The sequence below is a fragment of the Nocardioides sp. NPDC000445 genome (assembly GCF_040300245.1).
Lineage (GTDB): Bacteria > Actinomycetota > Actinomycetes > Propionibacteriales > Nocardioidaceae > Nocardioides.
This window is the reverse complement of record NZ_JBEPDH010000021.1, coordinates 88576-107878: the sequence shown is the minus strand read 5'-3', so window position 1 is coordinate 107878 and position 19303 is coordinate 88576. Positions and strand designations below refer to the sequence as shown.

The 19303-nt window shown below is 69.7% G+C and carries 18 protein-coding genes; 9 read left to right on the top strand and 9 right to left on the bottom strand.

Features of this window, described 5'->3' with window-relative positions; genetic code table 11:
• The first annotated feature begins 4 nt into the window (after positions 1 to 4).
• Both ABT304_RS24795 and ABT304_RS24790 read left to right on the top strand, forming a co-directional pair.
• The gene (locus tag ABT304_RS24795) at positions 5 to 1894 is read left to right on the top strand and encodes an acetyl/propionyl/methylcrotonyl-CoA carboxylase subunit alpha (RefSeq protein WP_350719290.1); all 1890 of its coding nucleotides are present in this window, start codon (positions 5 to 7) and stop codon (positions 1892 to 1894) included.
• Positions 1891 to 3075 carry an acyl-CoA dehydrogenase family protein gene (locus ABT304_RS24790; RefSeq protein WP_350719289.1) on the top strand — a complete coding sequence of 395 codons (1185 nt, stop codon included), beginning with the start codon at positions 1891 to 1893 and terminating at the stop codon, positions 3073 to 3075. Before ABT304_RS24795 ends, ABT304_RS24790 begins: the two co-directional genes overlap by 4 nt.
• 64 nt (positions 3076 to 3139) lie before the next feature.
• On the opposite strand, the gene ABT304_RS24785 is transcribed toward ABT304_RS24790, so the two are convergent.
• Together ABT304_RS24785 and ABT304_RS24780 are read right to left on the bottom strand one after the other, a co-directional pair.
• Positions 3140 to 3832, bottom strand: coding sequence for an RDD family protein (locus tag ABT304_RS24785; RefSeq protein WP_350719287.1), 693 nt, complete (start codon positions 3830 to 3832; stop codon positions 3140 to 3142).
• Between the two features lie 33 nt (positions 3833 to 3865).
• On the bottom strand, positions 3866 to 4429 hold the full coding sequence (locus tag ABT304_RS24780; RefSeq protein WP_350719286.1) for an RDD family protein: 564 nt from the start codon (positions 4427 to 4429) through the stop codon (positions 3866 to 3868).
• A gap of 96 nt (positions 4430 to 4525) precedes the next feature.
• Between ABT304_RS24780 and ABT304_RS24775 the strand changes: the two genes are divergently transcribed.
• Positions 4526 to 5662: a YihY/virulence factor BrkB family protein gene (locus ABT304_RS24775; RefSeq protein ID WP_350719284.1), complete on the top strand. Its 1137-nt coding sequence runs from the start codon at positions 4526 to 4528 to the stop codon at positions 5660 to 5662.
• Here the strand turns inward: ABT304_RS24775 and ABT304_RS24770 are convergent.
• Complete coding sequence (locus tag ABT304_RS24770; RefSeq protein WP_350719282.1) at positions 5659 to 6228, bottom strand: protein-L-isoaspartate O-methyltransferase family protein; 570 nt, start codon at positions 6226 to 6228, stop codon at positions 5659 to 5661. The genes ABT304_RS24775 and ABT304_RS24770 overlap by 4 nt on opposite strands.
• A gap of 31 nt (positions 6229 to 6259) precedes the next feature.
• Between ABT304_RS24770 and ABT304_RS24765 the strand changes: the two genes are divergently transcribed.
• Positions 6260 to 7027, top strand: coding sequence for an enoyl-CoA hydratase family protein (locus tag ABT304_RS24765; RefSeq protein ID WP_350719280.1), 768 nt, complete (start codon positions 6260 to 6262; stop codon positions 7025 to 7027).
• A 116-nt stretch (positions 7028 to 7143) separates the two neighbouring features.
• On the top strand, positions 7144 to 9333 hold the full coding sequence (locus tag ABT304_RS24760) for a HelD family protein (RefSeq protein WP_350719278.1): 2190 nt from the start codon (positions 7144 to 7146) through the stop codon (positions 9331 to 9333).
• Here the strand turns inward: ABT304_RS24760 and ABT304_RS24755 are convergent.
• Genes ABT304_RS24755 through ABT304_RS24745 form a run of 3 tightly spaced genes read right to left on the bottom strand, consistent with a single transcriptional unit; the run spans position 9330 to position 11099 of the window.
• The gene (locus ABT304_RS24755; protein WP_350719276.1) at positions 9330 to 9974 is read right to left on the bottom strand and encodes a hypothetical protein; all 645 of its coding nucleotides are present in this window, start codon (positions 9972 to 9974) and stop codon (positions 9330 to 9332) included. The genes ABT304_RS24760 and ABT304_RS24755 overlap by 4 nt on opposite strands.
• A 40-nt stretch (positions 9975 to 10014) precedes the next feature.
• Complete coding sequence (locus ABT304_RS24750) at positions 10015 to 10635, bottom strand: hypothetical protein (protein ID WP_350719274.1); 621 nt, start codon at positions 10633 to 10635, stop codon at positions 10015 to 10017.
• Entirely contained in the window at positions 10632 to 11099 is a 468-nt protein-coding gene (locus tag ABT304_RS24745) for a sigma factor-like helix-turn-helix DNA-binding protein (protein WP_350719272.1), read from the bottom strand. The genes ABT304_RS24750 and ABT304_RS24745 overlap by 4 nt, the downstream gene beginning before the upstream one ends.
• 93 nt (positions 11100 to 11192) lie before the next feature.
• On the opposite strand from ABT304_RS24745, the gene ABT304_RS24740 reads away from it, so the two are divergent.
• The 4 genes from ABT304_RS24740 to zwf all read left to right on the top strand — a co-directional run bounded on the left by ABT304_RS24740 (position 11193) and on the right by zwf (position 16510).
• Positions 11193 to 13133: an anthranilate synthase family protein gene (locus ABT304_RS24740; protein ID WP_350719270.1), complete on the top strand. Its 1941-nt coding sequence runs from the start codon at positions 11193 to 11195 to the stop codon at positions 13131 to 13133.
• Positions 13130 to 13717 (top strand): anthranilate synthase component II, encoded by a 588-nt coding sequence (locus ABT304_RS24735; RefSeq protein ID WP_350719268.1) that lies wholly within the window; start codon positions 13130 to 13132, stop codon positions 13715 to 13717. The genes ABT304_RS24740 and ABT304_RS24735 overlap by 4 nt, the downstream gene beginning before the upstream one ends.
• Complete coding sequence (locus tag ABT304_RS24730; protein ID WP_350719266.1) at positions 13714 to 14964, top strand: anthranilate synthase component I family protein; 1251 nt, start codon at positions 13714 to 13716, stop codon at positions 14962 to 14964. The genes ABT304_RS24735 and ABT304_RS24730 overlap by 4 nt, the downstream gene beginning before the upstream one ends.
• An 88-nt stretch (positions 14965 to 15052) precedes the next feature.
• Positions 15053 to 16510, top strand: a complete 1458-nt coding sequence (gene zwf / locus ABT304_RS24725; protein ID WP_350719264.1) for a glucose-6-phosphate dehydrogenase — start codon at positions 15053 to 15055, stop codon at positions 16508 to 16510.
• A 91-nt stretch (positions 16511 to 16601) separates the two neighbouring features.
• Here zwf and ABT304_RS24720 read toward each other — a convergent pair whose 3' ends face one another.
• Genes ABT304_RS24720 through ABT304_RS24710 form a run of 3 tightly spaced genes read right to left on the bottom strand, consistent with a single transcriptional unit; the run spans position 16602 to position 19302 of the window.
• A complete protein-coding gene (locus ABT304_RS24720; RefSeq protein ID WP_350719262.1) occupies positions 16602 to 17138 on the bottom strand; it encodes a hypothetical protein in 537 nt (178 codons plus the stop codon).
• A gap of 11 nt (positions 17139 to 17149) precedes the next feature.
• The gene (locus ABT304_RS24715) at positions 17150 to 18583 is read right to left on the bottom strand and encodes a sensor histidine kinase (RefSeq protein WP_350719260.1); all 1434 of its coding nucleotides are present in this window, start codon (positions 18581 to 18583) and stop codon (positions 17150 to 17152) included.
• Positions 18580 to 19302, bottom strand: a complete 723-nt coding sequence (locus ABT304_RS24710; RefSeq protein ID WP_502890425.1) for a response regulator transcription factor — start codon at positions 19300 to 19302, stop codon at positions 18580 to 18582. The genes ABT304_RS24715 and ABT304_RS24710 overlap by 4 nt, the downstream gene beginning before the upstream one ends.
• Between the last annotated feature and the right edge of the window lies 1 nt (position 19303).

The window sequence follows — 19303 nt, the reverse complement described above, 5'->3', positions numbered from 1 at the left end:
TGCCATGACCATCAGTCGAATCCTCGTCGCCAATCGCGCCGAGATCGCCTCGCGTGTCTTCCGCACCGCCCGCAAGCTCGGCATCGAGACCGTCGCGGTGCACTCCGACGCCGACGCGGACCTGCCGTTCGTGGCGGAGGCGGATCATGCCGTACGCCTCCCGGGCAACGCCCCGGCCGAGACCTACCTCCGCGCCGACCTCGTCATCGAGGCGGCCAAGGTGGCCGGCGCCGACGCGATCCACCCGGGCTACGGGTTCCTGTCGGAGAACGCCGACTTCGCCCGCGCCGTCGAGGCGGCCGGTCTGGTCTGGATCGGGCCGGCGCCCGAGTCGATCGAGCAGATGGGCTCCAAGATCGAGGCCAAGAAGATCATGGCCGCCGCCGGGGTCCCGGTGCTGGAGGCGCCGGCCTCGCCGGTCGAGTCCGACCTGCCGCTGCTGGTCAAGGCCTCCGCCGGCGGGGGTGGCCGCGGGATGCGGATCGTCCGCTCGCTCGAGGCTCTCGGTGCCGAGATCGCCAAGGCCGAGGCCGAGGCCGCGTCCGCCTTCGGGGACGGGACCGTCTTCGTCGAGCCGTACGTCGAGGCCGGCCGCCACGTCGAGGTCCAGGTCGTCGGCGACGGAGCCGGCAATGTGGCGGTCTTCGGCGAGCGCGACTGCTCGGTGCAGCGTCGCCACCAGAAGGTCGTCGAGGAGTCGCCGGCTCCGCTGCTCCCGGACACCGTCCGGTCGGCGCTCCACGAGGCCGCCCGGAACGCCGCCGCGGCGATCGACTACCGCGGCGCCGGGACCGTCGAGTTCCTCTACGACGCCGCCTCGGAGCGGTTCTGGTTCCTGGAGATGAACACGCGCCTGCAGGTCGAGCACCCGGTGACCGAGCTGGTTCATGGGGTAGATCTGGTGGAGCTGCAGATCGCGGTGGCCGAGGGAGTTTCGGGGGTCTCGACAAGCTCGACCACCGATGTGACTGGGCATGCGGTGGAGGTACGGCTCTACGCCGAGGATCCGGCAGCCGACTATCAGCCGCAGTCGGGGACCTTGACGACGCTCGAGTTTCCGGGGGATGCGCGCGTCGATGCCGGCTACACGTCGGGTTCGGAGGTCAGCACCTTCTACGACGCGATGCTGGCGAAGGTGATCGTGCACGCCCCCACGCGCGACGCGGCGATCCGGCGGCTCGTCGGGGTGCTGCGTACGGCCAAGATCCATGGCCTGGTGACCAACCGGGAGCAGCTGATCGGGATCCTCGGGTTGGAGGCGTTCCGGTCCGGTGAGGTCAGCACCTCTCTTCTCGCGGAAGAAAAATTCCTTCCACGCACGGAAGACCCCGGTGCCGCGGTCGCGGCAGCGGTCGCGCTGGCCGAGGCGACCCGCCGCCCAGGGCTCCCGGTCGCCTGGCGCAACGTCACGAGCCAGCCGCAGCGGACGGTCTTCGAGGATGACTCCGAGGCTGGCCTCGTCGTGGAGTGGTACGGCACCCGCGATGGCTATCGCATCGACGGCTTCGAGGTCATCGATGCGGGTCAGAGCCGGGTTGTGCTGGAGCGGGACGGGCTGCGCACGGCGTACGAGATCGCCGTCGCCGGGGACCGGATCGACGTCGACTCCTCGTTCGGCCACACCGCGCTGCGGAAGCGTCCGAGGTTCACCGACCCCGCGACCCAGACCCAGCCCGGAAGCCTGCTGGCGCCGATGCCGGGATCGGTCATCAGCGTGCTCGCCGAGACCGGCAGCGACGTCACCGAGGGCCAGCCGCTGCTGGTTCTGGAGGCGATGAAGATGCAGCACACGGTGACCGCGCCCACCGACGGCGTACTCGCTCAGATCAACGTCAAACCAGGAACCCAGGTCGCCGCCGGTGAGGTGCTGGCCGTCGTAGAGGAGACAGCATGACCACCACTGCAACTGTGCCCAATCCGTTCGGCGAGCCCGAGGAGCGGACCGCGCTGCGGGAGGCGGTGGCGAAGCTGGCCGGCAAGTACGGCCACGACTTCGTCGCCAAGCAGGCCCGCGAGGGCGGCAAGATGACCGAGATGTGGCTCGAGATGGGCCGCAACGGGTTCCTCGGCGTCAACATCGCCGAGGAGTACGGCGGTGGCGGGGGTGGCATGAGCGACCTGGCCGCCGTGCTCGAGGAGGCTGCGACCGCCGGCGCTCCGCTGCTGATGATGGTCGTCAGCCCGGCGATCTGCGGCAGCATCATCGGCCGCTGCGGCACCGACGAGCAGAAGAAGCGCTGGCTGCCGGCGATCGCCGACGGCTCGCATCTGATGGCCTTCGGGATCACCGAGGCCGACGCCGGCTCCAACTCCCACAAGATCACGACGACGGCGAAGCGCGACGGCGACAGCTGGGTGCTCAACGGTCAGAAGACCTTCATCTCCGGTGTCGACGAGGCCGACTCGGTCCTCATCGTCGCGCGGACGGAGGACGCCAAGACCGGCAAGCTCAAGCCCGCCCTCTTCGTGGTCCCGACCGACTCCGAGGGCTTCACCAAGCAGGTCATCCCGATGGCCTGGGAGGCGCCGGAGAAGCAGTTCACGCTCTTCATCGACGACGTACGTCTTCCCGCCGACGCGCTCGTCGGCGACGAGGACGGCGGCATCTGGCAGCTCTTCGCGGGCCTCAACCCCGAGCGGATCATGGGCGCCGCCCTCTCCTGCGGGATGGCGCGTTACGCGCTCGCCAAGGCGGTCGAGTACGCGGGGTCGAGGTCGGTCTGGAAGGACGCCCCGATCGGCTCCCACCAGGGCATCGCGCACCCGCTCGCGAAGGTCAAGATCGAGCTGGAGCAGGCCCGCCTGCTGTGGCAGAAGGCCGCCGCGCTCTACGACGCCGGCGACGACGCCGGTGCCGGGGAGTACGCCAACATGGCCAAGTACGCCGCCGGCGAGGTCGCCTGCAACGCCACCGATGCCGCGGTCCACACCCACGGCGGCAACGGCCTGACGGTCGAGTACGGCCTGGCCAACCAGCTCGTCGCCGCCCGCCTGGGGCGGATCGCCCCGGTCAGCCGGGAGATGATCCTCAACTACATCGCCATGCACACCCTGGGGCTCCCGAAGTCCTACTGATCACGGCGAAAATGAGAACAGGGCCGGTCGCGTGAGCGACCGGCCCTGATGCGTACGTCTGGCTCTACTTCTTCGGCTCGATGACGACGATCGTGCTGAGGATCTTGTCGGCGAAGGTCTGCCGCTTGTCGTCCCACAACGGCCACAGGTAGCCGATGTAGCAGGCGAGCTGGTCGAGGTAGTGGACGAAGAAGCGCCCGATCGAGAACCAGGTGCCGAGGACCTGGCCGTCGGCCTCCTTGACGACCTTGATCCCGAGGACGCCCTTGCCGATCGAGTAGCCCGTCTTGCCCTGCTTCAGGCCGTAGTTCCAGAACAGGAAGGCAAGGGACACGAGGAAGCCGATGAACATGAGCAGCCCGCCGATGGCCATCATGGCCCCGTTGGGCTCGCCGGCGGGGGTGTACATGCCGGTGTTCGGGTCATACTCCGAGACACCACCGGAGGCGGCTCCGCCGATGAGCAGGCCGTAGCCGATCCAGAACGGGATCATGGCCACCGCGCCGACGAGTCCGTCGATGATGAAGGCACCCGCGCGTGCGCCCCAGGAGGCGTACGGCGGGGTCGGGGCTCCATAGCCGTACCCGGCCGGGGCGGCGCCGTAGCCGGGAGCGGCCGGAGCGGCGCCGTAGCCCGGCGCGGGCGGAGGCGGCGGAGCGCTGGGCTGACCGTAGGCCGGTGCGGGCGGCGGAGTCGGCGGCAGGGGCTGGCCGGAGGGGTCCTGCGGGGCGCCAGGAGGCGGGCCGTAGTTAGACATGGGCCAGAGTATGGCCACAACTCAACGTAAAAGTCAGCGCACACGCGGCTCCACCACAGCCAGCGTGCCGACGATCTTGTCGGCGAAGGTCTGCCGCTTGTCGTCCCACAGCGGCCACAGGTAGCCGATGAAGCAGAACGCGTCAAGGACGTGGAGCAACTGCCGCCCCAGCGCCATCGGGACGCCGGTCGTCGCCTGTGACTCGGTGCGGACCAGCTTGATCCCGACGACGCTCTTGCCGATGGTGCGGCCGGTGCGGCCCTGCTTGAGGACGTGATTCCAGACGGCGAAGCCGATGAACCCCAGCCAGCCGACCAGGGTGACCAGCAGGCCGAAGATGGTGACGAAGAAGCCGGACTCCTGAGACAACCCCCCTCCCACACCGGCGACCAGATAGAACGGCACCAGCAGCGCCGCGTCGATCAGCGCGCCGCCGGCGCGGCGACCCCAGGTCGCCAGCGGCGGGCCGGCGGGGACGTACGACTGCTGTGCCCACGGCGGGGCCTGGGGCTGCTCGCCCGGTCCATGGGTGGGGCCCTGAGGTGCGCCTGGCGGTGGCCCGGGCGGCGGGCCGAAGTTCGACATCTGGTGGGTCATCTCCTCGAGTGTGCTGGCCTGCTGACCTGACCGACGTTCAATCTATCGGGTCACACAGGGGTTAGCCTGACCCTTATGGCTGGAGCGGCGACGGCAATGGATCGGGCTCAGCGCCGGTTTCCGCCGGTCGCGTTCCCGCTGGCCGTCCTGTACAAGTTCTGGGACGACCAGGGCAACAACCTCGCCGCGATCATCACCTACTACGCCTTCGTGGCCGTCTTCCCGATCCTGCTGCTGGCCTCCTCGATCCTCGGCTTCGTGCTGGAGGGCAACCCGAGCCTGCAGGAGGCGGTGCTCGACACGGCGCTGGCGCAGTTCCCGATCATCGGTGACCAGCTGGGCCGCAAGGAGCTCACCGGCTCGTCCAGCGCGATCGTCATCGGTGGTCTCACCGCCCTCTACGGTGCGCTCGGCCTGGGCCTCTCGTTGCAGAACGCGGTCAACACAGCCTGGTCCGTGCCGCGCAACAGCCGCCCCAACCCGATCCTGCTGAGGGTGCGGTCGCTGCTCATGCTCGCCGCCGGCGGTCTGGCCATCCTCTCGGTGACCGCGCTGTCGCTGGTGCTGAGCCGCACCGACTTCCTCGGGTTCAAGGCGGTCGACGTCGGCTACTGGCTGGTGATCCTCGGCACCATCGTGATCGTCACCGGCATGCTCTGCGTCGTCTTCCGGATGGCCACCACGCGCGACCACGCCCTCGCCCACGCTCTCCCGGGAGCCCTCACGTTCGCGATGCTGTGGCAGGTGCTGCAGTACTTCGGTGCGGAGTTCGTCCAGCACGTGCTCGCCGCCACCCGTGGCATGAACCAGACCTTCGCGCTGGTCCTCGGTCTCGTCGCCTTCCTCTACATCGCGGCGCTGATGGTGGTGATCTCGATCGAGGTCAACGTGGTCTACGCCCGCCACCTGTGGCCGCGCGCGCTGCTGACTCTCTTCACCGACGACGTCGAGCTGACCGAGGCCGACCGCCGCGCCTACGCGAGCTACGCCCTGATGCAGCGTCACAAGGGCTTCGAGACGGTCGCGGTCACGTTCGACGGTCCCGACGGCGACACCCACGAGATCGTCATGGACCCCTCCTGGCTCCGCAAGACCGCGAGGCGGATCCGTCGCCACGACGAGTTCAGCCGGCCGCTGCCGCCGACCAAGCCACCGCCCCCGGTGCCGCCGGGCCAGCTGCGCGCGGTGCCGCATCCCGACGAGGGCGAGCCGGAGCGGCGTACGAGCTCTTAGGGCTTCCTCCGCAGCGGCACGAAGCGATACCAGCCGTGGCTGCTGAGTCGCGCCACGCCCGTCTCGTTCCGCTCCACCAGCATCATCAGCCCGGCGACCGGGACCACCATCCGCCCGGGCGAGGCGAGCTGGTCCATCAGCTCGCGCGGCAGGGCCTCGGCCTCGGCGGAGACGAGGATGCGATCGTACGCAGCCTGCCGAGGCCACCCGAGGACCCCGGCCTTCGCCTTCTCGATGCGGGCCCACGGCTGGTCGGTCGCGGCCAGGTTCCGGCGCCCGAACCGGACCAGCGAGGGCTCCAGCTCGACCCCGATGACGCTGCCCTCCGGGCCGGTCAGGTGGGCGAGCAGCGCGGTGGTCCAGCCCGACCCGGAGCCGACGTCGAGCACCTTGTCACCCGGTGCGACCTCGAGAAGACGGAGCATGTCGGCCACCGTCCGCGGCTGCGAGTTGGTCTGTCCGTGGCCGATCGGAAGCGGCTGGTCGAACGTCGCGAAGCTGCGCTCCTCGGGAGGGAGGAAGCCCTCCCGGGGGATGGCGGAGAACGCATCGAGGACCCGGTCCACACCTCCAGTCAAGCACCGTAAGGTCTGCCCCATGACTGAGTCGCCTGAAACCAACGCTGAGCTCGTCCGCCTCGACGTCGCCGAGGGTGTCGCCACCATCACCCTCGACTCGCCGGCCAACCGCAACGCGCTCTCCCGCCAGCTGGTCACCGAGCTGTTCGAGGCGCTGCACGCGGCCGACAAGGACACCTCCGTCAAGGCGGTCGTGCTCCAGGCCACGGGCACCGTCTTCTGCTCCGGCGCCGACCTCTCCGAGGCCGCGACGGTGCCGATGGAGGAGGGCACCCGCGGGATCGTACGTCTCCAGCGCACCATCGTCGCCCTGACCAAGCCCGTCGTGGCGAAGGTCCAGGGACCGGTGCGCGCCGGGGGTCTCGGGCTCGTTGCCGCCGCCGACATCGCGATCGCCGCCGACACCGTCTCGTTCGCGCTCACCGAGGTCCGGCTCGGCCTGGCCCCCGCCGCGATCTCCCTCTCGATCCTGCCCCGGATCGACGCCCGCGCCGCCTCCCGCTACTTCCTCACCGGCGACAAGTTCGACGCCGCCGAGGCGGCCCGCATCGGCATCCTGACCGCCGCCGTCCCCGCCGCCTCGCTCGACGACGAGGTCGCCGCCATCACATCCTCTTTGCTCGAGGGCTCCCCCCAGGGACTGCGCGAGACCAAGCGCCTCATGGTCCGAGGCCTGGTCGAGCACATCGACGCCGGCGGCGAGGAGATGGCCGCCCTCTCCGCCCGCCTCTTCGGCTCCGACGAGGCCCGCGAGGCGATGACCGCGTTCCTGTCCCGCAAGCGGTAGCCGACTGGTGGCACCCGTGCTCGCATAACACCACGTCGGGGGTAGAGTTATCTCCTTGCCGTGCGCCATGGGGGGCGCACGGCGGGTGTGGATCTTTGTGACGGGGGAACATCCAGTTGAACGACAAGCTGGCTGAGCGCGAGATCGCTCAGGAGCAGGGGTTCGTAGATCGTGTCTACCTCCAGCTGGGAGAGTCGGCGCGCGCTGCGCAGGAGCTGGCCGCCGAGGGCCGCGACCGTGGACGTCTGGGCCATGAAGGTGGTCTGGTCGAGCGCGACGCGTTCGCCTTCCAGGCGGCGCGACGCATCGCGCAGCTCGATGCCGCTCACGAGGGGCTGGTCTTCGGTCGCCTCGACCTCGACCCGTCGGTCGACGCCGAGCCGCGCTACGTCGGCCGGATCGGTCTGCGCGACGCGCAGCGTGACTCGCTGCTGATCGACTGGCGGGCGCCGGCGGCTGCGGTGTTCTACCAGGCCACGGCGGTCGAGCCGCGGTCGGTGATCCGGAGGCGGGTGCTCCGCTCCGAGGGGCAGAGCGTGATCGGTGTCGAGGACGAGCTGCTCGACGCCGAGGCGCTGGAGCGCTCCGGTGCCGACCTGCCGATCGTCGGCGAGGGCGCGCTCATCGCCCAGCTCAGCCGTGCCCGCGACCGCACGATGCACTCCATCGTGGCGACCATCCAGGCCGAGCAGGACAAGGCCATCCGCGCGCCGGGCAAGGGCGTCACGACCATCTCTGGCGGTCCGGGCGTGGGCAAGACCGTGGTGGCTCTCCACCGGGCCGCCTACCTGCTCTACACCGAGCGTCGCCGCTACGAGTCCGGCGGCGTGCTCATCGTCGGGCCGTCGGGCGTCTTCATGCGCTACATCGAACGCGTCCTGCCGAGCCTCGGTGAGACCGCGGTGGCGCTGCGCTCCCTGGGTGAGGTCGTGGACGGCGTACGCGCGACGTGGCACAACGACCCCGCCGTCGCCGACGTGAAGGGCTCGGTCCGGATGGCCGAGGTGCTGCGTCGCGCCTCACGTCAGCAGGCGCCGGGCTCCCCGCGCGAGTTCAAGGTCTTCTACCGCGACGACTCGCTGCGCCTGGACGGCAAGCGGCTCGGTGAGCTGCGGCGTCAGCTGATGAGCCAGGGCCGGCGCAACCAGCAGCTGCGTCGCGTACCTCAGATGCTTCTCGACATCCTCTGGCGGCAGGTACGCGGCGAGCGCGGCCGCGAGCGTGGTCGCGAGGTCTTCAACGACGAGATGCTCGACAACCCCGCCTTCCTCGAGTTCGCGGCCGCCTGGTGGCCGGCGCTGGAGGCGCGCGAGGTGCTCGGCTGGCTCCGCGAGCCGGAGTTCCTCGCCCGCGTCTCCGAGGGAATCCTGACGCACGACGAGCAGCAGCTGCTCCTCAAGTCGTGGGCCGGACGCGGCCTGACCGATGCCGACCTGGCCATCGAGGACATCCCGCTGCTCGATGAGCTCCGCTACGCGATCGGCGACATCCCCGAGCAGGTCGCCGACGAGCGCGACGCCGACCAGAGCGGCATCGACATCGCCGAGCTGATGACCGCCTCCGACCGCGAGTTCGCCTCGGGCCGTGGTTGGCGCCCGCCGACGTACCGGATCGACGACGACCCGTTCGCCCACATCCTCATCGACGAGGCCCAGGACCTGACCCCGATGCAGTGGCGGATGGTCGGTCGCCGGGGACGTACGGCCTCGTGGACCATCGTCGGCGACCCCGCCCAGTCCTCGTGGCCGGTGGCGGAGGAGGCCGAGGCCGCCCGTGCCAAGGCGCTCGAGGGCAAGCCGGTCCACGCGTTCCACCTGTCCACGAACTACCGCAACTCGGCCGAGATCTACGACTTCGCCGCGGCCTACGCCGAGCGGGTCGGCCTCAACGCCGACCTGCCGACCGCGGTCCGCTCCACCGGCGTCGAGCCGCGGGTCATCGAGCACTCGGTCGACCTGGAGAAGGCCACCCGGGAGGCGGTCGCCGAGATCGCGTCGCAGGTCGGCGGCACCGTCGGCATCGTGGTCCCGGTCGCGCGCCGCTCCGAGGTCAACTCGTGGCTCGCGTCCTGGTCGGAGTTCGCGGCCGACGCTCCTTCGGCTGCTGCCTCTGCCGCGGACCCGACCTCGGTGCCCTCCGGCGAGGACCGCATCGTCGTCCTCACCGGCCTGGACACCAAGGGCCTGGAGTTCGACGGCATCGTCGTGGTCAGCCCCGACGAGATCGAACGCGAGTCGGCCACCGGCCGCGCCACGCTCTACGTCGTCCTCACCCGCGCGACCCAGCTGCTGACCACCGTCTCCTAAAGGGCGGCGATCCAGGGGTGGTCTGGAAGGGTCTGCTCGAGCGCCCGCCGCAGCCAGCGACGCCGGGGGTCGTCGAGCAGCGGCACGGTGTTGTCGAAGTCGAGCTGGTCCTTCGAGCGGAGCCCTAGGGCCTTGTAGAGGAGCTGGATCTCGGGCTGGAGATAGCGGATCCCGTCGCGCTCCCAGACCGCCTCGGACATCGGCATCCGGATCGACTCCTCACGCCGGTAGACCCACTCATCGGCGGTGCCGGGGTTGAGCAGCAGGTCGTACTCCCAGGGATCCTGAGCGCTCCGCCGCGTCCAGACCTGACCCTCGGTCTCCCAGAGGAGATCGTCCGCGGCGCCGCCGGGATCGTCGTCCGGAAGTAGCGGACGCAGCGCAGCGGTGCCGGCCGCCCACACGTCGAAGCGCCCCGCCAGATGCTTGCGCAGCACGGCGAGCTCGCTGCGGAGTACACAGGTGTCGGTGTCCTCGTGTTCACGACGTACGCCGGTGAATGCCTCGATCGCCCACCCACCCGCGATCCACCAGGTGCCGGGATAGCCCTCGAAGAGAGCGGCCACGTCGACCGGGGTGTGCGATGCCCAGGGCCCGTAGAGGCGCTCGAACTCGTCGTTGCTCAGATCGTTGACGCCCACCCGCGCAGCCTAGCCGCGTGGGTGGGCGTCGTGAGGAGGGTCAGCCGACGGAGGGTTTGGCGTCGGCGGTGACCTCGACGCCCTCGGCGAACTCGACGAGTTGCTTGTCGGAGAGGTGGATGGTGTTCCACATCTGGATCACGACGGTGAAGTCGCGGTAGGCGTACTTGAGCATCGTCGCGCCGTCGGGGGTGGTGACGAGGGTGGCGGGCTGGCCGTCGACGGTGGTGTCGGTGGCGCCCTCGGCGGGCGACGAGGGCGACTCGAGGGTCACCACGATCTTGTCCCGGAAGTCGCTGATGGAGGACTTGTCGTCGGGGCGAGCGACGGCGAGGACGTACTGGTCGGATCCCTGCAGCACGAACCCCTCGGGCACCTTCGCCACGGTGTAACCGGGCATCTGGGCGCCGTCGTAGTCTACCAGGCGTACGTTGTCGGCGGCCTGGGAGATCGGTGCGACCTCGTCGCCGGAGGTCAGCGCGATCCCGCTGAAGGCGCCACCGACCGCGAGGGTCAGCGCGGCGCCGCCGAGCGCGGCGCGCTTGATACGGCGCCGGGAGAGCGCCCGGTGGCCGCGGCGCAGGTCGGCGGTGGCGTCCTCGGTCGCCGCGGCGGACGGGGACGGGGTCAGGCGGGCGAGGCGGTCGATCACGTCGTTCATCGGGAGTCTCCTGTCAGTTGGGTGGGGGTGAGCAGCGCCCGGAGCTTGTCCAGGCCGCGTGCGGTCTGGGACTTCACGGTTCCGGTCGAGCAGCTGAGCGCGTCGGCGACCTCCTCGACCGAGAGGTCGTGGACATGGCGGAGCACGACGGCCGCGCGCAGCTCGGGATCGACCATCGCCGGATCCTCGACCGGTGCCTCGGGGAGCGTGACCGCGCCCTGCTCCCGCCGGAAGAACGGGCGCCTGCGGTGGTCGGTCAGGCAGTTGACCAGGGTCCGGCGAGCGTACGCAGCGGGGTGCTGGGACGCTCGCCCCCAGGCCAGATAGACCTTGACCAGGGTCGACTGGACCAGATCTTCGGCCAGGTGGGCGTCGCCGGCGGTCAGCAGCCGTGCAGTGCCGACGAGCGGCGCTCGGTGGCGGCGTACGAAGGCCTCGAATTCGGCGTCTTGGGAACGTCTCACGCACTGTCAACGGATTCGGAGCACCGCGGGGTTGCACGGCCCACCATCCGAATCGAATGGGTCACGCGTCAGCGCGCGGATTAGGCTCATCCCATGACGACCCAGACGCCTGCCAAGACCGCGATCGAGGAGATCACGGGGCACGAGGCGTGGGCGATCATCCGGCGCTCGTCGCGAGCGGGTGACCGCGACACGGTCGGCATGCTGGCAGGCACGCGGTCCGTGGTCGAGTCGCTGCTCGACGTACCCCTCGAGGAGGGCACCCCGGAACCGGGGAAGGTGGCAGACCGGCTGCTCGCGGTGCCGTTCCGGCAGGTGAGCGAGCGGGGCTTCGAGGCCCACGACGACGGCACCCCGCTGGTGGTCGTCGACGTGGAGCGCGAGTGGGAGTTCTCCGTCGCGGAGGTCATCGAGGCGCTCCCGGACGTGCCCGTCGAGTTCACCGACCGCGGTGGGTTCGACGTGGACGACGACACCTATGCCGACCTGGTCAAGACCGTCATCGAGGACGAGATCGGCCAGGGCGAGGGCGCCAACTTCGTGATCGGCCGCCACTACCGCGCCCAGCTCGACGACTGGAACCACGACCGCGCGCTGACCGTGCTGCGTCGTCTTCTGGAGCGCGAGCGCGGGGCGTACTGGACCTACTGCTTCTTCACCGGCGACCGCTACCTCATCGGCGCCTCGCCCGAGCGGCACGTCAGCGTCCACGGTGGCGACGTCCGGATGAACCCGATCTCCGGCACCTTCCGGCTGCCGCGCGACCTCGAGGGCAGCCCGGAGAAGATCGCCCACGACCTCAAGGGGCAGCTGACCGACTTCCTGACGGATCAGAAGGAGGTCTACGAGCTCTTCATGGTGGTCGACGAGGAGCTCAAGATGATGTGCGACATCTGCGACCAGGGCGGCCAGGTGCTCGGGCCGTTCCTGAAGCCGATGTCGCGGCTGATCCACACCGAGTATCTGCTGGCGGGTCGCTCGGCCCGCGACCCGCGCGAGATCCTGCGCGACACGATGTACGCCGCCACCGTCACCGGCTCGCCGGTGGAGAACGCGTGCCGGCTGATCAAGAAGTACGAGCCGGAGGGCCGTGGCTACTACGGCGCCGCCCTCGCGCTGCTCGGCCGTGACGAGTCCGGTGCCCCGACGGTCGATTCGCCGATCGTGATCCGCACCGCGGACGTGTCGCTCTCCGGTGAGCTCAAGGTGAGCGCCGGCGCGACGCTGGTGCGCGACTCCGACCCGACGTACGAGGTCGCCGAGACGCACGCCAAGGCCGGCGGGATCCTGTCGGCCTTCGGGCTGGTGCCGGCGGCGCCCGCGCTCGCCCAGGACGTCTCCGAGCTGGTCAACGACGAGGACCTGCTGCTGACCCTGGCCGCCCGCAACCGCCGGCTGTCGTCGTTCTGGCTCACCGACCAGGGCGACGAGGAGCCCTCGGCTCACCTCGCCGGCAAGCACGCGGTGATCCTCGATGGCGAGGACGATTTCGTACGCATGCTGCGCCACGTCCTGCGGGTGCTCGGCATGACCTCGTCGGTCGTGCGGCACGAGGACTACGAGGACGGCGCCTTCGCGGGTGCCGATCTCGTCATCGTCGGGCCCGGGCCGGGCGACCCGCGCGATGGCACTGATCCGAAGATGGCCAAGTTGCGTGCCGCCGTGGCATCGCTGCTCGAGACCGAGCAGCCGTTCCTGGCGGTCTGCCTCGGCCACCAGGCGCTGTGCCACCAGCTCGGGATCGGGTTGCACTACAAGGACATCGTCTTCCAGGGCACCCAGACGCGCGTCGGTCTCGGGTTCGGCGGGCGGCCGCGTCGCGAGCGGGTCGGCTTCTACAACACGTTCGTCGGACGGGTGGGGTCGACGGAGCTGCCCGCAGGAGTGTCGGTCGACGCCGATCCGGAGACGGGTGACATCCATGCGATCTCCGGTCCGCACTACGCCGGCATCCAGTTCCACGCGGAGTCGGTCCTCACCGAGCGCGGCTACGACCTCATCCACGACGTCGTCAGCGATCTGCTCGCCCAATGACCAGAGTCGTCGTGGTCGACCACCACGACTCCTACGTGTGGAGCCTCGTCCACATGGTCGCGCAGGTCACCGGGGCCCTTCCGGATGTCGTGGAGCACGACGAGGTGAAGTTCGGCGACCTCGCCGGCTACACCCACGTGGTCCTCTCACCCGGGCCCGGCCACCCGGCCGATCCGGCGGACTTCGCGGTCGGGCGGGACGTACTCCTGGACGCGGGGCGGCCCGTCCTCGGCGTCTGCCTGGGGATGCAGGGGCTGGTGACCGCCTACGGCGGCGTCGTCGACCGGATCGAGCCCGCTCACGGCGAGGTGGCCCGGGTGACTCATGACGGTCGCGGGGTCTTCGCGGGCATCCCGTCGCCGCTCGAGGCGGTCCGCTACCACTCCCTGGCGGCCGTCTCGGTCCCCGACGTCCTGGAGGTGACGGCCCGTTCCGAGGACGGGGTCGTGATGGGCGTACGGCACAGGGATCTGCCGCTGGAGGGCGTCCAGTTCCACCCGGAGTCGGTGCTCTCCCAGCACGGCGCGGCGATGGTCGCGAACTTCTTGAACCAGCAGAGCCTGGGCCGACCGGGGCCACGGTGAGCGTCGAGGACCTCTTCGCCGAGGTCGCCGCCGCGCACCCGCGCTGCGTCTGGCTCGATGGTGGTGGCGCGCGCGAGTGGTCCGGCACGCGGTCCTTGATCGGCTGGCTCGAGGACGACGACGTCTCGCTGACCTACTCCGCCGCTCGCCGCGAGGTGCTGCGCCACACCGGCGGGCGCTCCGAGGTCGTCGGGGACGACATCTGGCACGTCCTGGAGCGGGAGATCGGCGCGGGGGAGCAGTGGTTCGGCTACTTCGGCTACGCCTGCCGCGCGGACCTCCCGGCGACCCCGTCGGCGGACGTACCCGACGCCGTCTGGATGCGCCCGTCCCATGTGCGGATGTTCGACCATGACGGGGTAGTCCGGGAGCGAACTGCCCATTTACCGGCGAGTAATAGGCAGTTCGCTCCCGGACTACCCCGAGATGCCGCCTACGCCGACGCCTTCGACCAGGTCCAGGAGGCCCTCCGGGCCGGCGACACCTACGAGGCCAACCTGACCTACCGGACCACGGTCCACGCCGAGGCCGACCCGGTGGAGACCTACCTGCGGCTGAGGAGCATCAACCCCGCGCCGTACGCCGGGTTTCTCCAGCACGACATCGCCAACCATCGATCGTGGCTGCTGAGCTCGAGCCCGGAGCGGTACGCCCTGATCGACGCCGACCGCGTGATCGAGACGAGGCCGATCAAGGGCACGACCCCGAGGGGCGTGAACGCCGCGGAGGACGCCGCCAACGCGGAGCTGCTGCGTACCGATCCCAAGCTCCGCAGCGAGAACCTGATGATCACCGACCTGCTCCGCAACGACCTGGCGATGGTCTGCGAGCCGGGGACGGTGGAGGTGCCCGGCCTGATGCAGGTGGAGTCCTACGAGAGCGTGCACCAGCTCGTCACCACCGTCAGGGGCCGGCTCAGGGAAGGGATCACCACGATCGAGGCGCTGCGCAGGCTCTTCCCCGCCGGGTCGATGACCGGTGCGCCCAAGCTGCGCACGATGGAGGTCATCGAGCGCGCCGAGCGCGAGCTGGGTGGGCCGAGGGCGGCGTACGCCGGTGCTTTCGGCTGGATCTCCGGCGACGGACCTGCCGATCTGGGCGTCGTCATCCGGACCCTGACGACCCACGACACCCACACCTGGCAGATCGGCACGGGCGGCGGGATCACGGTCAGATCCGACGTCGCCGAGGAGGCCGCCGAGGCGCGGTTGAAGGCCGATCGGGTCCGCGCTTCCCTCGGCAGATGATCAAACAGGTGAAAAGACGGCGACACGTTGAGACGGCGGCCGTTGTCTATTGGATCGTTCATAAAACGGGGACTACCGTGGACTCATCATGGCGACCATCGATGACAAAGCCCTGCCACATGTGATCGTGCTCTTCGGTGCGACGGGTGACCTGGCGCGCCGCAAACTGCTGCCTGGCCTGCTCAGACTCAACGAGGCCGGGCTGATGACGGACGCCCAGATCGTCGGCACATCGCTGGAGGACCTGTCCGACGAGCAGTTCATCGAGTTCGCTCGCGAGGCGTGCGAGGAGTTCGGCAAGGGCGACATCACCGACGAGCGCTGGGCGGCGTTCGGGGGGATGCTCTCCTACGTCTCGACCAAGGAGGGCCCGCACGCGCTCGCCGACGCGGTGAAGCTCGCCGAGAAGAAGCTCCAGGGGCTCGGCAGCGACGTGCGCCGCCTCCACTACCTCAGCGTTCCGCCCAAGGCCGCTCAGGACGTGATCCGTCAGCTCGAGGAGGCCGACCTCGTCGAGCGAGCCCGGATCATCATGGAGAAGCCCTTCGGCACCGACCTCGAGTCGGCCAAGGAGCTCAACGCGAAGATCCACGAGGTCTTCGCCGAGGAGCAGATCTTCCGGATCGACCACTTCCTCGGCAAGGAGGCCGCGCAGAACATCCTGGCCTTCCGCTTCGCCAACGGACTCTTCGAGCCGATCTGGAACCGCAACTTCATCGACCACGTCCAGATCGACATCCCCGAGACGCTGGGCCTGGAGGGACGCACCGCGTTCTACGAGAGCACCGGTGCCTACCGCGACATGGTCGTCACCCACCTGATGCAGGTGCTGGCGTTCATGGCGATGGAGCCGCCGACCTCGCTCGCCCCCGACCCGATCGGCGAGGAGAAGAACAAGGTCTTCCGCTCGATCCGGCCGCTGGACCCGCGCAACGTGGTCCGTGGTCAATACTCCGGCTACCGCGGCAAGAACGAGGTCGCCGACGACTCCGACACCGAGACCTTCATCGCGATGAAGGTGATCATCGACAACTGGCGCTGGGCGGGCGTTCCGTTCTTCCTGCGCACCGGCAAGAAGCTGGCCGAGGGCGCGCGGATCATCTCGATCGCGTTCAAGGAGCCGCCGCTGACGATGTTCCCGGCCAACTCCGGCGCCGGCACCCAGGGTCCCGACCACCTCACCTTCGACCTCGCCGACCAGTCGAAGATGTCGCTGTCGTTCTACGGCAAGCGCCCCGGGCCCGGCATGAAGCTGGAGAAGCTCTCCATGCAGTTCGCCACCCAGGAGACGAGCTCCTCGACCGGCGTCCTCGAGGCGTACGAACGCCTCATCCACGACGCCATGCGTGGCGACCACACCCTCTTCACCACCGCCGAGGGCATCGAGACGCTCTGGGAGATCTCCCAGCCGCTCCTCGACAACCCTCCGCCCGTACGCCTCTACGCCCCCGGCTCCTGGGGACCCAACTCGATCCACCAGCTGATCGCTCCGCACGCCTGGCGGCTCCCCTTCGAGCGCTCCTGGCGCGAGACGAAGAAGCACTAGGCGAGAAGTCACTCCGGTCGGCCGAGTCGGCACGAACGTGACGTGTCGACCGGCGCGCGTGACGTGTCGACCGACGCGCGTGACGTCTCGGTTATGGGGCGTTCGCGCTGAGCTGCTCGAGGAGGGCCTGGGCGGCGCGGTCCATGGCGTCGCCGTCGTACGGCTCCAGGTCGACGGAGTTGAAGCTCTGGATCAGGGTGCCGTTCTGGACGAAGCCAGTGACGGCGTACGAGCTGACGCCCTGCTGCTTGACCAGCCGGGCGTCCTCAGCCCCCTTGATCGCGGGCTCGCTGACCTCCCCTGACTTCACGTCCATGGTCTTCCACGCGTCCGCGAGGGTGCCCTTGAAGGGCAGGTAGTTCAGTTCGTACGCAGTCCCGCCCGACTCCTCGGGAAGCAACGCGCAGCGGGGTGCTTTCGAGGTGCCCTTCTCGACGCGGAGCTGGGCGCCGAGAGCCTTCTCCACGGGGGAGATGTCGAGCCCGTCGCACGGGTTGAACGTCTCCTTGGAGGCATGCTCCGGAGATGATGCGGAGGCGGAGGCCGACGGATCGGCGGACTCCTCGGCTCCGCAGGCAGCGACGGAGAGCAGCGCCACCAGACTGGGCGCCAGGACGGCGTATCTCAATGCTTCAACCCTCAATTGTTCAGCACCGCCGTGGGCGGTTCGGTCGGCCGGGGAGAGGTCGAGCCGGGCAGGCGCATGGTCATCCGTGCGCCACCGTGCGGCGAGCGGGCCGCGGAGACCGACCCGCCGGTACGCTCGGCGACCTGCCGGACGATGGCGAGGCCGAGCCCCGACCCAGGCATCGAGCGGGCCTCGGTGGAGCGGTAGAACCGGTCGAAGACGTACGGGATGTCGTCCTCGGCGATGCCTGGGCCCTCGTCGTCGACGTTGAGCACGCCGTCGCGGAGCGATATGTGGACCGTGCCCGACTCCGGCGACCATTTGGCGGCATTGTCGAGCAGGTTGGTGACCGCGCGCTCCAACGAGCTGGCGTCGCCCATGACCCACCACGGCGTCATCTCCTCGGTGAAGGTCACCGACGGCGCGCGCAGACGCACCCGGGAGAGCGCCCGGTCCGCCACCTCGGAGAGGTCCACGGTCTCCAGCGTCGGCTCGGCCGGCGCATCGCGGGCCAGCTCGACGAGGTCTCCGATCAGGTTGGTGAGCTCCTCGATCTGGGCGCGGATGTCGCCGAGCAGCTCGGCCCGCTGCTCGCCGGAGATCGAGGCGTCGGCCTGGGTGAGGAGCTCGACGTTGGTGCGGAGCGAGGTCAGCGGCGTACGCAGCTCGTGCGAGGCGTCCGCCACCAGCTGTCGCTGCCGATCCCGGGAGGCGGAGACGGCGGACAGCATCCGGTTGAACGACGTGGCCAGCCGGGCGATCTCGTCGTCGCCCTCGACCGGGAGCGGGGTGAGGTCCTCGGTGGTCGCGATCCGGTCGACCGAGGCGGTCAGCCGCCTCACCGGCCGCAGCCCGCCTGCCGCCACCACCCAACCGGCGAACGCCGCGGCAACGACGCCGGCCGCGCCGAAGAAGAGCACTACGAGCCCGAGCCGTTTGTACATCGCCTGCTGTGGCTCCAGCGACTGCGCCAGCATCAGCGCCTCGTCCGTGCCCGAGACCGGCACCGTGGCTGCGCGGAACACCTCGCCTTTGTCGGTGGTGATGGTGCGCACGGCGTAAGACGTCTTTCCCTGGGCTACTAATGCCTCCGGTGCGCCAGGAATCGGGAAGTCATCATCGGCCCGCTTCTGAGGATTCCAGTAGTCACCGTTCTGACTGACCGACATGAGCGCGATGTCGCCAGCGTTCAGAGCGAAGACCGGGAAGTAGCTGCCATCCCGGGCATCGTGAATGTACTGCGGATTCGATGCAGCGGCGTGCGCCCGCTTCAGCAGCGACTCGTCCATGTTGGCCTGCAGCTGGATGCGTACGACGAAGTAGAGCCCGATCGCGATCAGCGCGATCGAGCCGGCGACCGCGAGGGTCGTCAGCATGGTGACCCGGCCCGCCAGAGAGCCGCGGTAGCGCGAGCTGGTTGCCGGCGTGGTCACGGCGCTGCTCACGGCTCCTTCAGGACGTAGCCGATGCCGCGGACGGTGTGGATCAGCCGGGCCTCGCCCTCGGCCTCGGTCTTGCGCCGCAGATAGCCGACGTAGACCTCGAGAGAGTTGGCGGTCGTCGGGAAGTCGTAGCCCCACACCTCTTCGAGGATGAAGGACCGATCGAGTACGCGGCGGGGCCGGCGCAGGAACATCTCCAGGAGCGTGAACTCGGTGCGGGTGAGCTCGATGGCACGCTCACCCCGGGTCACCTCGCGGGTGGTGGTGTTCATGGTCAGGTCGGCGAAGTGCAGCGTCTCCTCGTCGTCCTCGCCGACCGGGGCCGCCCGGCGCAGCAGCGCGCGCAGCCGGGCCAGCAGCTCCTCGAGCGCGAACGGCTTGGTGAGGTAGTCGTCGGCCCCGGCGTCCAGGCCGTCGACCCGGTCGCCGACGGCGTCGCGGGCGGTCAGCACCAGGATCGGTACGTCGTTGCCGGCGGCGCGGAGCGCCTTGGTGGCCTCGATGCCGTCGAGGCGGGGCATCATCACGTCCATCACGACCACGTCGGGGTCGTGGTTGGCGATGCCGGCCAGCGCCTCGGCGCCGTCGCCGGCCAGGGCGACCACGTAGCCGTTGAACTCCAACGACCGGCGCAGCGACTCACGCACGGCCTTGTCGTCGTCGACGACCAGCACGTGCGGCTTGTCGCCGGTGCTCTCGCTCGGGGTGGCAGGGCTGTTCACA